Raw genomic sequence first — 14,279 nt, forward strand, 5'->3', positions numbered from 1 at the left:
GAGTGCACATGCCGCTTTACGAGCATGTACTGATCGCGCGTCAGGATCTGTCCAACGCGCAGGCCGAAGGCCTCATCGAACATTTTGGCACCGTCCTTTCGGACAATGGCGGCAAACTCGTCGATTCCGAATACTGGGGCGTCAAGACGATGGCCTACAAGATCAACAAGAACCGCAAGGGTCACTATGCCATGATGCGGACCGATGCCCCGGCACCGGCCGTTCAGGAAATGGAACGCCTGATGCGCCTGCATGACGACGTCATGCGCGTGTTGACCATCAAGGTCGATGCGCACGAAGAAGGCCCGTCTGTTCAGATGCAAAAACGCGACGACCGTCGCGAGCGTCGCTAATCCACAGGATCAGGAAAGGACCATAACCCATGGCAGCCAAACCGTTTTTCCGTCGCCGCAAGACCGATCCGTTCGAGGGTGAGAACGCCCCGAAGATCGACTACAAAGACACCAAGCTTCTGCAGCGCTACATTTCCGAGCGTGGCAAGATCGTCCCCAGCCGCATCACGGCCGTGGGCGCCAAGAACCAGCGCAAACTGGCCCAGGCCATCAAGCGCGCCCGGTTCCTGGCCCTGCTGCCCTACGCCGTCAAGTAAGGAGAGACCCCAATGGATATCATCCTGCTCGAACGCGTCGCCAAACTGGGCCAGATGGGCGAAGTCGTCTCCGTCAAGGAAGGTTACGCGCGCAACTACCTTCTGCCCCAGGGCAAGGCCCTACGCGCCAACGAGGTAAACCTCAAGGCCTTCGAAGACCAGAAGGCGCAGCTTGAAGCCCGCAACCTCGAAACCAAGAAAGAGGCCGAAGCACTGGCCGCGAAGCTGGACGGCGCCAAGTTCGTCGTGATTCGCGCCGCCTCCGACGGTGGCTCTCTCTACGGCTCCGTGTCGCCCCGCGACATCGAGAAAGAGGCCGAGGCCAACGGCTACAACATCAGCCGCAAGCAGGTCGTCATCGGCGACCCGATCAAGGAGCTGGGCCTGCGCGACATCACCGTGCACCTGCACCCCGAGGTCGAGGCGACGATCACCCTGAACATCGCCCGTTCTCCCGAAGAGGCCGAGCTTCAGGCCTCCGGCAAGTCCATTCAGGACCTCGCCGCCGAGGAAGAAGCCGCGGCCGAATTCGAGATCCAGGAACTGTTCGAGGACATCGGTGCCTCGCAGCTGGAAGACCTCGAAGGAGAGGCCGGCCTGGTCGAGACCCCGGAAGGTGGCGACGAGGAAGAAAAGTCCGACGAGGACTGATCCTTCCTGCCAGCATGAACAAACCGCCCGTGACCCCGGCCGCGGGCGGTTTTCTTTTGCGCCTTGTCCCTATCGCGGAAAGGTCTCCAGCATCAGGCGCGCATCGCAGTATTCACCGTCATACGTGCCAACCCAGACATCGATCTGGCCACTGATCGGACGTGTCAGCACGATGCGCGGATCAAGATTGCCGTTGTCGTCATCATCGTAATACCAGCTGGCCGACTGGGTGTTGATGAGCAAGGCGCTGTCACATTGGCTGATGACCGACACGACAAGCTGATAGCGTTCCAGATCCGAAATGAAGAAACGGAAATCCGGGTTCGAGGTGAAATAGCCCGCCCCTTGATCCGACTGCGGATTGATGCCCCGACAATTCCAGATGTAATTCTCGCCGCCCGCGATCACATCCGCGCCCTGCGCCTTGCGCAGCTGATCGCCGGACAGGTTGTAGCTGGCCGCGGCTTCCAGTCGCCAATCCGGGCAGGCCTGGGCCGCCCCAGCCGCACCAAAGGCCAATAAGGCCATCGCCAAAATTCGTTTCATCGTCTTCCCTCGTTCTTGGTCTCATTGCTGCAAGGCTATACCCGAACGGCACCACATCACCAGTCGCGAAGGAAAAAGGGCCGCCCGAAGGCGACCCTTTAAGGAGAACAGGCAAGAAGCCCGGTTCGGTCTTATTCGTCTTCCAGTGCCTCGACAGCCTTCTGCAGGTCGTCCTTGCTGACCTCTTTCTCGGTCACCTTGGCGTTGTCGATGATGTGGTCCACGACCTTGTCTTCGAACAGGGGCGCGCGGATCTGCTGCTGCATCTGCTGGTTCTGCTGCACGAATTCGAAGAACTGGCGTTCCTGGCCCGGGTATTGGCGGGCCTGGTTCATGACCGCCTGGGTGAACTCGCTGTCAGACACCGCGACCTCGGCCTTCTGGCCGACCTCGGCCAGGTAGAGACCCAGCTTCACCCGGCGTTGGGCGAGCTTGTTGTGCTCATCCGTCGGTTCGATCTCGCCATGGTCATGGCCTTCGACCTCGGGGTTTTCTTCGTGCCACAGCTGATGGGCGATCTGCTTGGCCTCTGCCTCGACCAGCCCTTCGGGCAGGTCGAACTCGACGGCCTTGTCCAGCTCGTCCAGCAGGGCGCGCTTGGTCACGGCGCGGGCGGCGCCGCTGTATTCGGCCTCCAGACGTTCGGTGATCTGGCCTTTCAGGGCCTCGAGGTCCTCAGCACCGAACTGGGTGGCCAGCTCATCGTTGATCTCGGCCTTGGCGGGGGCTTTCACGGCCTTGATGGTGCAATCGAAGGTCGCGGCCTTGCCGGCCAGATGCTCGGCGCCGTATTCCTCGGGGAACGTCACCTCGACAGTCTTCTCTTCACCGGCCTTCACACCGACCAGCTGTTCCTCGAAGCCGGGGATGAACTGGCCCGAACCAAGCACAAGGGCGAAATCCTCGGCAGCACCGCCTTCGAATTCCTCGCCGTCGACCTTGCCGACGAAGTCGAACACGATCTGGTCGCCGTCCTTGGCCTTGGAACCCTTCTTGCGATCCTCGAAATTCTGGGCGCTTTCGGCCAGGTTTTCCAGGGCTTCGGTCACATCGGCTTCGGCCGGCTTCACCACCATGCGCTCCAGCTTGATCTTTCCGAAATCGACCTCGGGCACGTCCGGCAGGCGCTCGTAGGTCATGGTGACCTTGACGTCGTCGCCCTCTTTCCAGTTCTCGCCATCGACCATTTCAACGGCGGGCTGGGCCGCCGGGCGGTCGCCGCTGTCTTCGAAATGCTGTGCCATGGCACCATCCACGGCCTCTTGCATGGCTTCGCCCAGCAGGCGCTGGCCGAACTGCTTTTTCAGCAGCGGCAGGGGCACCTTGCCCTTGCGGAAGCCCTTCATCTCGATCTCGGGCTGGGCTTCGACCAGCTTGTCGGTGACTTTCTGCTCAAGCTCCGCGGCCGTGATCGTGATCTCGTATCCGCGCTTGAGGCCTTCGTTCTGCGTCTCGGTGACCTGCATGTCGTCCTTATCCATTGCATAGGGGCCGCGGAGGCGTCCGCGGCGGTCAAAATCACGGGCGTCATAAGAGCAGGGCCAAACCGGCGCAAGGCGAATCCGGCCTGTCAGGGGGATTCCGCCCCTGTCAGGGTCTTGCCAGGCCGGTCCAGCCGGGTCCGGAAATCGGCAATCGTCGCTGCCAACCCCTCCGATAGCGCAACCTCGGCCCCCCAGTCGAGAAGGCGACGGGCCCGGCTGATATCGGGGCAGCGACGCCGCGGGTCATCGGGCGGCAGCGGGCAATGCGTGCAGCTGGTGGGAACGCCAATAAGCCGGCCCAGTTCCTCCGCCAGGGTAAGGATCGTGACCTCATTGGGATTGCCCAGATTGACCACCTCGCCCGACAGCCCCTCTCGCAGACCCAAGGCCATCAATCCGCGCACCGTATCCGAGACATAACAGAAGCTGCGCGTCTGGCGGCCGTTCCCATAGACCGTCAGAGCCTCGCCGCGCAGGGCCTGGACTATGAAATTCGACACGACCCGCCCGTCCTGCTCCGCCATGCCGGGACCATAGGTATTGAAAAGCCGGGCGATCCGGACATCCGTGCCATGCACCCGGTGGAAATCCATCAGAAGGCTTTCGGCCGCGCGCTTCCCCTCGTCATAGCAGGCCCGCGGCCCGAAAAACGAGGTGTTGCCACGATAGGTCTCGGCTTGCGGGCTTTCCAACGGGTCGCCATAGACCTCCGAGGTCGACGCTTGGACCAGCCGGGCGCCCTTGCTGCGCGCCAGTGTCAAAAGGTTGTCCGTCCCGTAGACCGAACTGCGCCACGTGGCGATCGGATCGGCCTGATAGTGCACCGGTGATGCCGGACAGGCGAGGTTGAAGACCACGTCCAGCGGCCCGTCCAGCTGGAGCGGTTCAATGATGTCATGCTGCAGCACCTTAAGCCGCGGTGCCGGGGTCAGGCTGTCTGCCGACGCCGTCCGGTAGTTGTCGACCACGGTCACCTCTTCGGCGCCATCGCCCAGCAGGGCGCGGACCAGATGCGCGCCGATGAAGCCCGCACCGCCAGCAACCAGAACCCTTTGACCTGAATAGCTCATCCCGCACCCCTGCAAACCCTGTCGATCTCACGCCCAGCCCAGCGCGCCTCGGCCTCGAACGTCATGGCGCGCGCGACCGCTTGACCGTTTCGGGCGATCTGCTCTGCGTCTTGCGGATTGTCGCGCATCCACGCCACCTGCTCGGCCAGGTCAGACAGGTCCGCCCGCACCGGCACGAAATGCTCGAAGGGCCGCAGGCGGTCGTAATACCACTGGCGGAAGCCGCCCTGGCTTTCGACCTTCAGAACGCAACACCCGAAGAGCAGCCGATGAAAGAAATTGTCCCATGCGTTCGAGAACCCGTCCACGTCCACCGCATATTTCCGGCCCAGCCAGGTCTCGGCCGGCTGCCGTTCGCCAATCAGCCCGGCCCGCTCATAGGCACCTGCCCCGTCAATGGCCGACACGAACCGCATGTCGATCCCCGCCTCGGGCGCCTTCAGCGCAAGACGCACCCTCTGATTCAGCAGCGGGTTGTCAGCCATCGCGGGATCGGGGTCGAGCAACCCCTGCCCGGTATTTCCCCCACGCCAGACGATTTCCTCGCTGCGGTCGGCCCAGCGCACCGCGCCCTTTTCGGCCATGCGGCGCTGCTTGAGGTAACCACGGTCGCGAAAGAAGTAATAATCAGGCAGCAGGGCCACCCTCGCCGGGCGTCCGGAAAAGGCGAACTGACCAAGACCCATACGGTCCCCATCCGATGTATTCGCGGTGATTTCGGACACCTCCGGCCCCGCCTGCGTGAACCAATAGAGATAGGCCGCCATTCTCTGCAGGATGGAGCTTCTGGCCGAGCGGCTGCGCGCGGTCTCAGGGATTTCGATCTGAAAACCGCCACCGTCACGACGGATGCGGATATCCCATTGACCGAGCGGGGACTGTGTCGCCCCAATGCGAACGGGCGGAAGGTCAAGCGGCATCGCCGGGTCTGCGAAATGCGACTTCAGTGCCTGGTGACCGGCCCGGCGCATATAGGAACGGTGAAGCTTGGCGATCAGGGTCATGCACGGCCCTTTCCTTTGCCGTCCCCGGCGCCCTCGACGGGGCTGAACCCGGCACGCGCCCCGGCCAGCTGCGTTTCGTGCTCAGAGCGATGGTGCGGGTGGAGGGACTTGAACCCCCACGCCTTGCGGCGCCAGAACCTAAATCTGGTGCGTCTACCAATTTCGCCACACCCGCATCGGCCCGCAATGGCGGGCGCGGATCGCATAGCAAAGCCCCGGGGGGGATGCGAGAGGAAAATGCGGTCAGGCAATCAGCAACGCCGCCTCGGCCCGACGCAGCATGGGGCGCGCCGCCTTGTAGGGCGCCCGTTCCATCAGGTCCTGGTCGGGAAACAGTGCCTGAAGCTCGTCTCGTGCAGCGCAGTCCATCTGGCGCACCACCACCGGGCCGGGGTTGAAGCTTTCCGAGGGCAATCCATCCGAGATCAGCACTTCGTGCGCCGCGCATTGCAGGTGAACATAGATCACGTCCGACACCTCGGGACAGCGCAGGACCGTATGATCATTCACGAGATGGGCCGCAGCGACCAGAACCTCGCACTCTCCGAACAGCATCTCGGCGCGCCAACCGTCGACCAGGATACGATGCTGCGGCGACACTTTCATGTCACGGACGGGCCGGTTGTGCCCGAAAGCATGCGCCTTGACGAGGATCGGCCTCAACTCGGGATGCAGGGCTGCTCGCAAGCTGGACACCACGGTCTGCCCGGCCCATGTCAGCATCTGGGGGCCGTGATCTACGGTCTGCACGAGATCGCCTGCCACCAGCTGCTCGACCGGGCGCGGTCCATCGGGCGTTTCAATCAATGTGCCCGGCGTGAAGCAGGGAATGGCGATGTCTGCGGCCGCCACCGATGGCTGGCCATTGTTGCCCGGCCCTTCGGAGGACGCGGTGACGGTCAGGGGCACACCAACCGGGGGGACGACATCGACGAAAGTAATCCCTTCGATCGTAAAGCCGCTTCCATCATCGGGGTCGAAATTCAGCGCGACGGCCGTGTACTCGATGCCGGTATTCGGATCGAGCAGGGTCAACATGTATTCGGCCTGGTACTCGGTGTTGTGCGGGACAGTCTCACCATCGAAGGTCTGTTTGCCGGCGAACCGCTGCACCCCGTTCTTGTCGTCGTCGTCGAGAAAGGTCTCGTTGTCCTTGATCGAAAGCTGTTCGTAGCTGGCAGAGGTCAGCGTGATCGTCAGGCCCACCATGTGCGCGCCATCACTGGTGCCGTCCAGGGATCCACTCCCCGAAACGGACACAGCGCTGTCGCCCAATGCCCAGAAATCGTAATTCGCCATCTGCTCGGTTTTGTCGCTCGGCTTTCGGAGCCTTTTGACAAATCATATGGCGCGCGCCGGCCAAGGGCACAGGAATTGGAAGCGAACTCGAAACAATCTCGCCATTCTGAGTCACAATTGCCACGGTTCCGCCCCAATTCCCTCTTTTGACGGCCAACAATGCCAAAAAGGGCCTGACAGAACCGTTTTCTTGCCACAATTTGGGTCAAAAAATCGAGGCAGAGACAGCAAGGGTGGCCCATAGCTATGCAAGAGCAATTCCAGGAAACGCTTGAACTTGCCGGCAGATCCGGCGCGATTGCCGGCTTGACGGCCGGAACCACCGTTCTGTCGCTGGATGGCGAACTTCCTGTCGATCAGCTGACACCGGGTGACAAGGTCATCACCCGTGACACCGGCATCGCCGTCTTGCGCGAACTTCGTGTGCGCGACGTCACGGTCGCGGCGATCTCGGTCAAGGCCGGGTCGCTTGGCCACACCCGCCCGGACAAGACCATGCTTCTGGGTCCGGACACACGCATTCATATCCGCGACTGGCGGGCCAAGGCCCTGTTCGGCGCCGAGGTAGCCACCGTAAAGGCTCGCCGCCTGCTGGACGGTGAATTCGTGACAGAATCCAAGCCACGCAAGATGAGGATGTTCGAACTGGTCTTCGATGCCTGTCATATCGTCTATGCAGACGGGCTGGAGGTCGCCTCGGCCTCGGACTGAAACCGCATTTCCAGGACAGGCATACCAAAGGGGCCGGATGGCCCCTTTTTGCCTTTTCAGGCCAGGAGCTTGCGCAAGACCTCAGGCAGGGCCTCGGACAAATCCTCGGCAATCAGGCCGGGACCGAAACCGAGCGCGCATTCGGTATGCAACCACGCGCCTGTTTCGGCGGCCTGCGGGGGGGTGAAGCCCCGCGCCAGCAGCCCGGTGATGAAGCCAGCCAGCACATCACCAGCACCGGCAGTCGCGAGCCAAGGGGCCGCGCGGTCATAGGCGCTGGAATTCAGGGCGCAACGTCCGTCGGGGCTGGCGATGACCGTATCCGGACCTTTGAACAGCACGGTGCATCCCGTCCGCGCCGCCGCGTCGCGCGTTGCGTCCACCTTGGAATAGGCGGGGCCCTTGCTGGCCGGCTCCTTCAGTTTCGACGCGATATCCGGAAACAGCCGCGCGAATTCGCCGGCATGGGGTGTGAGCACGCATTTCTCATGCAATAGCGCGAAGAGTGTCGGATCGGCAGCGATCAGCGTCAGCGCATCCGCGTCCACCACCATCGGGCGGCCGCTCTTCAACGCCTCCGCGATCAGGGCCGGCTTTTCATCACCCAGGCCCAGCGCCGGACCAAGGCAAAGCGCGTTGATCCGCTCGTCTTCCAAGACGGTGCCCAGCGCGGGCGCCTCCCCGATCCGTCTCAGCATGATGGCAGTCAGCTGCGCGGCGGCCTCTTGCTGCGCGGCGGGCGGCACGCCCAATGTCACAAGCCCCGCCCCGATCCTGAGCGCCCCGCGCGCAGCAAGCCGGGCCGCGCCGGTATGACCGGGCCCACCGGACAGGATCAGCGCATGGCCATGTGCGAATTTGTGGGCGCTGTGCTTGTCCAGATCGTGGCCCGGCGCATCGACCAGACGCACCAGATCGTCCAGCCCCTCGGGGCGTGGCCCGCCCTCGATCCCGATGCTCTTGACGACGGATTTCCCGCATTTGACGGGACCCAATCCAAGAACATGCCCCACCTTGAAGGCATGAAAGCTGACGGTCAGCCCGGCCAGAACGGTTTCCGTCCCCGCCTTCAATTCCCGGCCGCTGTCGCTGCAAAGCCCCGAGGGGATATCGACGGCGACCGTCTTGGCCGCGGCATCAGGGTCTGACACATGATCCGCGACCCAGCCCAAGACATCGCCGTCCAGCGCACGCCCCAACCCGGTTCCAAACAGGGCATCGACGAAAAGATCCGCTTGATGGGCATATCGGGGCGCGTCGCGCACCGCCCCCACGTCGCCGCGGCCTGTCCACCGCTCATAGTTCACTCGCGCATCCGGGGGCAGTTTTTCCGCGTCGCCGTAGAGGAAAACCTCCACCTCCCAGCCCCAGTCCTTCAACAGTCGCGCGATCACGAAACCATCGCCGCCATTGTTGCCCGGGCCGCACAGGACCACCGCGTGTTGCGGCGCCTGCGCCAGGTGTGGCCATTCCTCGAAAACCGCCTCGACCACGCCGCGCCCGGCGCGCTCCATGAGTTCCAGCCCATTGACCGCGCCTGACTCGATCGCGGCGGCTTCAATGGCGCGCATTTGGGCGGCTGTCAGGACTTCGGTCATGTTCTTGGCATCACCCCGATTCAATTTCGCCCACGCGTGAGGCTGTTTGCACAAAATTTAGGCACATACCGGGGATTCGACCCCGCGCCCCTGCCCCGCTCAGCCTATCGGATTGAGGCGGCCTTCGGGAAGTGATCTCACACCATGCGAAGTAGGCCTGATGCAAAGGGAGTCGCGCCGATGAAAAAGATCGAGGCAATCATCAAACCGTTCAAACTGGACGAGGTGAAAGAAGCCCTGCAGGAGGCCGGCATTCAGGGCCTCTCGGTGGTCGAGGTCAAGGGTTTCGGTCGTCAGAAAGGCCATACCGAGCTTTACCGCGGCGCCGAGTATGTCGTCGACTTCCTGCCCAAGGTGAAGATCGAGCTGGTCCTTTCCGACGATCAGGTCGACTCTGCCATCGAGGCCATCATCAACGCCGCGAAGACCGACAAGATCGGCGACGGCAAGATTTTCGTATCGCCCGTCGAACAGGCGATCCGCATCCGCACCGGGGAAACGGGCGAAGAGGCCCTTTGATCCGCACCCATCCACCCATTTTCTACCCAGGGGAAAGAGAAAGACATGAGCAAAGCTGACGTTCTCAAGACGATCAAGGACGAAGATATCGACTATGTCGACATCCGTTTCACCGACCCGCGCGGCAAGTTGCAGCACGTGACCCTGATGTCGGATCAGGTCGACGAAGACTTCCTCGAAGAGGGCTTCATGTTCGACGGCTCCTCCATCGCCGGCTGGAAGTCCATCGACCAGTCCGACATGAAACTGATGCCCGACACCAACAGCGCCTATATCGACCCGTTCTATGCGGAAAAGACCCTGTGTCTGCATTGCTCGATCGTCGAACCCGACACCGGCGAAGCCTATGACCGCGACCCGCGCGGCACCGCCGAAAAGGCCGAGGCCTACCTGAAGTCCTCCGGCATCGGCGATGCGGCCTTCATGGGCCCCGAAGCTGAATTCTTCCTGTTCGACGACGTCCGCTTCTCGGTCGCCATGAACAAGGTGTCCTACGAGGTCGACGCGCTGGACGCCGCATGGAACACCGACACCGAATACGAGATGGGCAACACCGGCCACCGTCCGGGCGTCAAGGGCGGCTACTTCCCCGTCAACCCGATCGATGACGCGCAGGACATCCGTTCGGAAATGCTCTCCACGATGAAGCGGATGGGCATGAAGACCGACAAGCACCACCACGAGGTGGCCTCGTGCCAGCACGAGCTTGGCCTGATCTTCGACAGCCTGACCAAGCAGGCCGACGAACTGCAGAAATACAAGTACGTCATCCACAACGTGGCCCAGGCCTATGGCAAGTCCGCCACCTTCATGCCCAAGCCCATCGCGGGCGACAACGGCACCGGCATGCACGTGAACATGTCGATCTGGAAGGACGGCAAGCCGCTCTTTGCTGGCGACAAGTATGCCGACCTCAGCCAGGAAGCCCTGTGGTTCATCGGCGGCATCCTGAAGCATGCCAAGGCGCTGAACGCCTTCACCAACCCCTCGACCAACTCCTACAAGCGCCTGATCCCGGGCTTCGAGGCCCCCGTGCTGCGCGCCTACTCGGCCCGTAACCGGTCGGGTTGCGTGCGTATCCCGTGGACCGAAAGCCCCAAGGCCAAGCGCGTCGAGGCCCGTTTCCCCGACCCGTCTGCCAACCCCTACCTGTGCTTCGCCGCCCTGCTGATGGCCGGCCTCGACGGGATCAAGAACAAGATCGACCCGGGCGCGGCCTCGGACAAGGACCTCTACGACCTGCCGCCCGAGGAACTGGCCGACATCCCAACCGTCTGCGCCTCGCTGCGCGAAGCCCTCGAAGAGCTGGAAGCCGATATGGACTTCCTGCTGGAAGGCGACGTGTTCACCCGCGACCAGATCGAGGGCTACATGGAACTGAAGTGGGAAGAGGTCTACGCCTACGAACACACACCGCACCCGATGGAATTCAAGCTGTACTACAGCTGCTGATCCAGCGGACCGGAGAAAACCAGAGGGGCGCCCATGTGGCGCCCCTTTTTGTTTCTCTGGCGAGGACAGAGTTATTTCCCGAATGGAAGCAATGACCCGGTTTCCACCGCGATTGTTTCGCAGTTCCCCCTGAGGATGTGCGATTTGATCGCAATTTGACACAATTGCATCCTAAACCCGTCATTATCTCCGGCTTTGTTGACCAAAGACTTGTTGCCGGAGGCCACCATGACCCAATTCGCAAGAAGTACGATTGCAGCGCTGTGTTTCGCGCAACCAACCAAGATAGACTTCCAGACGCTCAAGCGGGAGCTTGGCGACGCCTTCGCCCAGTCGCAGAAGGGAAGCTACCGCATTACCGCAGAATATGATGATTTCATCATTTATGATCTTGCGGGCGGTCGCGTCTGTCTTGGGCATATCGACTTTCGCGAAGACCTGTGTGCGCCGACCCCTGCCGACCTGCCCGCCGAGGGGTTGATCGTTTCGGTCGGCGGTGGCCCCGACATGGCCGAAGATGGCCCGATCTATCGCAACCGCGAAGATCTCTGCCGCGGTCTCGCGCGCGAGATCGACCGGGCGGCACCCTCGGATCGCCTGTTGGTCTTCGATCGTGACGAAATGGTCGATTCCGAGGTCTACGACCGTCTGGTCGACCTCGTCCATCAGCTGGTATCCATCCGCACCGAACGCGAACCGGAGCCGGTGCACCCGGCCCACCCCGAGCCGCGCAGCGCGACAATGGCCCGCCCGACGCCGCGCCCGACCCATCCCGCCATGGCTGCCGACCGGCTTTCGGACATGCAACAGAAACAGGAAACCGAACGCCTGCGCGCCGCTCTCTTCGCAGAAGCCGAAGAAGAGGAAATCGAGCGCCAGATCGCCCAAAGCCTGACCCGGCGTCTGGCCATATATACCATGAACAGCAGCGTGATCCTGCTCTCGGCGCCCATCGGCATGGCCGCCCTGACCTATTGCGTTCTGGGCCGCGAGAGCGAACGCGTCCCCGCTCGGGCGCTGGCGTTGACGGGTACGGTGATGGGGCTGATGCACGCCGGGATCGGCGTGCCGGTGCTGTCTCACCTGGTCTGAGCCCGCACCACGACCGTGTGGATGGCAAAGATGACGGCCCCGGTTTCGGGCAAGCGCAACAACGTCTGATGTTCCGCCCGCTCATAGGCGGCACCGGCCCCGCCGACCGGGCGCGGGTCGGCTTCGCTGCGCGGTTGAAACAGGGCCGGATCGTCATACCGCAGATGATTGGCCCGCCATAGCGGCCGCTCCGGCCGGATCGCGTCGAAAAACCGTTGGACCCGCGCCGCGACATCCGGGTCATATTCCGCGACCGGGTCATGAATACGACTCAGCGGGCGACCAAGCTTTTCCACAAGGGTCCAGCTGGCCGGAAAGCACAACACCGCCGCCGCAAGCATATGTTCCCCCTGCCCCGGCAACAGGACGCAGATATCCTGTTGCAGCATGCGGCCCATCGTCGCCAGAGGGTCGTCGCGGTCGATCTCCACCGCGACACCATCCGGACCGATCACCCGATCCCTGTCGCGGCGAAATCTCTCCGGCAGGTCCTCCAGCACCCGTTCCAGGCACTCGGCCAGCGCCGCCTCGGCGCCAGAAACCTGTCCGATCACCTCCGACCGCCTCTGATCGATGAGCCGCCGACGCAGGGCCATTTGCGGGGCATAGGCCGCATCGAACCGAAGCCACGGCCCGTCCAGCGGCTGCATGCGTGGCAAGGGGGCCAGCGCGGCCTGTCGCATCTCCTCCGGCAGATTGTTTTGCAGGATCTGCTGCGTTTGCATGCCCCCTCCGGTCAGAAATCGTCACGCTCCTGTCGCGAATGCGACGGAAATTGCCCCCGGCCTGTTGCCTGCTGAACGTCAGGAGGAGGACAGCCCATGAACACCCATTACCGCGACCGGCGCAAGATCGACCCGTCCAAGGGGCTGCTTCTGGACGATGGCACCCCGAATGACGCGAACCGCGTCGAGATCGGCCCGACCCTTCTGGCCATGCGCGAATGGGAAGAGGCCGGCCTGACCCTGCCCAACCTGCCGGCCATGCGCGAGTATCGCTGGCGTCGCCTGACCCGGCACCTCGTCGAGCGCGACTATGCCGGCCTGCTGATGTTCGACCCGCTCAACATCCGCTACGCCACCGACAGCACCAACATGCAACTGTGGAACACCCATAATCCGTTCCGCGCGGTGCTGCTCTGCGCCGACGGCTACATGGTGATCTGGGACTACAAGAACTCTCCTTTCCTCTCTGAATTCAACCCGCTGGTGCGCGAACAGCGTTCCGGCGCGGACCTGTTCTATTTCGACCGGGGCGACAAGGTCGACGTGGCCGCCGACGTGTTCTCCAACGAGGTGCGCCTGCTGCTGGAGGAACACAGCCCCGGCAACACGCGGCTGGCCGTGGACAAGATCATGCTGCACGGGCTGCGCGCGCTTGAGACCCAGGGCCTGGAGATCATGGAAGGCGAGGAAGTCACCGAAAAGGCCCGCTCCGTCAAAGGGCCCGACGAAATCCTCGCCATGCGCTGCGCCAACCATGCCTGCGAACGATCCGTCAGGGCGATGGAGGATTTCGCCCGCGCCCACATGGGCGACGGCACCACCTGCGAGGATGACATCTGGGCGGTGCTGCATGCCGAGAATATCAGGCGGGGCGGCGAATGGATCGAGACCCGCCTGCTGGCCACGGGCCCCCGTTCCAACCCGTGGTTCCAGGAATGCGGTCCCCGCATTCCCAACCGAAACGAGATCCTGTCCTTCGACACGGACCTCGTTGGAAGCTACGGCATCTGCATCGACATTTCGCGCAGTTGGTGGATCGGAGAGGAGAAGCCCCGCCCCGACATGGTCTATGCCATGCAACACGCCGTCGAACACATCCAGACCAACATGGAAATGCTCAAACCCGGCGTGAACATGCAGGACCTGTCGCGCAACACCCACGTGCTGGACGACAAATACCAGGCACAGAAATACGGCTGCCTGATGCACGGCGTGGGCCTGTGCGATGAATGGCCTCTCATCGCCTATCCCGACCAGATGGTCGAAGGCGCCTACGATTACGACCTGGAACCGGGCATGGTCCTCTGTGTCGAGGCGCTGGTCGGCGAAGTGGGCGGCGATTTCTCGATCAAGCTCGAAGACCAGGTATTGATCACCGAGGACGGCCACGAGAACCTGACCAAATACCCCTTCGATGCGGCCCTGATGGGGCGGGTCTAGTCACCTTCCCGTCAAACCGCTGTCATCCGGCTTGCGAAAAGCCGGCGCGACGGGCACCTCTGGGGCAACCAAGCGGAG

Annotated in this window: 15 protein-coding genes and 1 tRNA gene; 8 read left to right on the plus strand and 8 right to left on the minus strand. The window is 62.8% G+C overall.

Annotated features, from left to right (window positions below; translation table 11 throughout):
* The first annotated feature begins 8 nt into the window (after positions 1-8).
* From rpsF to rplI, 3 genes are read left to right on the plus strand one after another with little or no spacing between them, the layout of a single operon-like run.
* Positions 9-353, plus strand: coding sequence for a 30S ribosomal protein S6 (rpsF, locus tag DFK10_RS03290; RefSeq protein WP_109386528.1), 345 nt, complete (start codon positions 9-11; stop codon positions 351-353).
* A gap of 29 nt (positions 354-382) precedes the next feature.
* Positions 383-610: a 30S ribosomal protein S18 gene (rpsR, locus tag DFK10_RS03295; RefSeq protein WP_109386530.1), complete on the plus strand. Its 228-nt coding sequence runs from the start codon at positions 383-385 to the stop codon at positions 608-610.
* Between the two features lie 12 nt (positions 611-622).
* A complete protein-coding gene (gene rplI / locus DFK10_RS03300; protein WP_109386532.1) occupies positions 623-1,261 on the plus strand; it encodes a 50S ribosomal protein L9 in 639 nt (212 codons plus the stop codon).
* Positions 1,262-1,330: 69 nt separating this feature from the next.
* Here rplI and DFK10_RS03305 read toward each other — a convergent pair whose 3' ends face one another.
* From DFK10_RS03305 to DFK10_RS03330, 6 genes are all read right to left on the minus strand, one after another.
* Positions 1,331-1,807, minus strand: coding sequence for a hypothetical protein (locus DFK10_RS03305; RefSeq protein WP_109386534.1), 477 nt, complete (start codon positions 1,805-1,807; stop codon positions 1,331-1,333).
* Between the two features lie 131 nt (positions 1,808-1,938).
* On the minus strand, positions 1,939-3,273 hold the full coding sequence (gene tig, locus DFK10_RS03310) for a trigger factor (protein ID WP_109386536.1): 1,335 nt from the start codon (positions 3,271-3,273) through the stop codon (positions 1,939-1,941).
* 104 nt (positions 3,274-3,377) lie between these two features.
* Complete coding sequence (locus DFK10_RS03315) at positions 3,378-4,361, minus strand: NAD-dependent epimerase/dehydratase family protein (protein ID WP_109386538.1); 984 nt, start codon at positions 4,359-4,361, stop codon at positions 3,378-3,380.
* Positions 4,358-5,365, minus strand: coding sequence for a glycosyl transferase family 90 (locus DFK10_RS03320; protein WP_109386540.1), 1,008 nt, complete (start codon positions 5,363-5,365; stop codon positions 4,358-4,360). The genes DFK10_RS03315 and DFK10_RS03320 overlap by 4 nt, the downstream gene beginning before the upstream one ends.
* Positions 5,366-5,455: 90 nt before the next feature.
* Positions 5,456-5,540: transfer RNA gene (locus DFK10_RS03325), tRNA-Leu, on the minus strand.
* A gap of 68 nt (positions 5,541-5,608) precedes the next feature.
* Complete coding sequence (locus DFK10_RS03330; protein WP_109386542.1) at positions 5,609-6,664, minus strand: Hint domain-containing protein; 1,056 nt, start codon at positions 6,662-6,664, stop codon at positions 5,609-5,611.
* 246 nt (positions 6,665-6,910) lie between these two features.
* On the opposite strand from DFK10_RS03330, the gene DFK10_RS03335 reads away from it, so the two are divergent.
* Positions 6,911-7,375 carry a Hint domain-containing protein gene (locus DFK10_RS03335; protein WP_109386544.1) on the plus strand — a complete coding sequence of 155 codons (465 nt, stop codon included), beginning with the start codon at positions 6,911-6,913 and terminating at the stop codon, positions 7,373-7,375.
* A 56-nt stretch (positions 7,376-7,431) separates the two neighbouring features.
* Here DFK10_RS03335 and DFK10_RS03340 read toward each other — a convergent pair whose 3' ends face one another.
* Positions 7,432-8,973 carry an NAD(P)H-hydrate dehydratase gene (locus tag DFK10_RS03340; protein WP_109386546.1) on the minus strand — a complete coding sequence of 514 codons (1,542 nt, stop codon included), beginning with the start codon at positions 8,971-8,973 and terminating at the stop codon, positions 7,432-7,434.
* 180 nt (positions 8,974-9,153) lie between these two features.
* Between DFK10_RS03340 and DFK10_RS03345 the strand changes: the two genes are divergently transcribed.
* The 3 genes from DFK10_RS03345 (at position 9,154) to DFK10_RS03355 (ending at position 12,036) form a co-directional block, all read left to right on the plus strand.
* The gene (locus DFK10_RS03345; RefSeq protein WP_109386548.1) at positions 9,154-9,492 is read left to right on the plus strand and encodes a P-II family nitrogen regulator; all 339 of its coding nucleotides are present in this window, start codon (positions 9,154-9,156) and stop codon (positions 9,490-9,492) included.
* A gap of 45 nt (positions 9,493-9,537) precedes the next feature.
* Entirely contained in the window at positions 9,538-10,944 is a 1,407-nt protein-coding gene (gene glnA / locus DFK10_RS03350; protein ID WP_109386550.1) for a type I glutamate--ammonia ligase, read from the plus strand.
* A 228-nt stretch (positions 10,945-11,172) separates the two neighbouring features.
* Positions 11,173-12,036, plus strand: a complete 864-nt coding sequence (locus DFK10_RS03355; protein ID WP_146193219.1) for a hypothetical protein — start codon at positions 11,173-11,175, stop codon at positions 12,034-12,036.
* Here the strand turns inward: DFK10_RS03355 and DFK10_RS03360 are convergent.
* Entirely contained in the window at positions 12,024-12,761 is a 738-nt protein-coding gene (locus DFK10_RS03360; RefSeq protein ID WP_109386554.1) for a heme-dependent oxidative N-demethylase family protein, read from the minus strand. The genes DFK10_RS03355 and DFK10_RS03360 overlap by 13 nt on opposite strands.
* Before the next feature lie 96 nt (positions 12,762-12,857).
* Between DFK10_RS03360 and dddP the strand changes: the two genes are divergently transcribed.
* Entirely contained in the window at positions 12,858-14,201 is a 1,344-nt protein-coding gene (gene dddP, locus DFK10_RS03365; protein WP_109386556.1) for a dimethylsulfonioproprionate lyase DddP, read from the plus strand.
* The last annotated feature ends 78 nt before the right edge of the window (positions 14,202-14,279 follow it).

It is taken from the genome of Salibaculum griseiflavum, from assembly GCF_003129565.1.
GTDB lineage: Bacteria > Pseudomonadota > Alphaproteobacteria > Rhodobacterales > Rhodobacteraceae > Salibaculum > Salibaculum griseiflavum.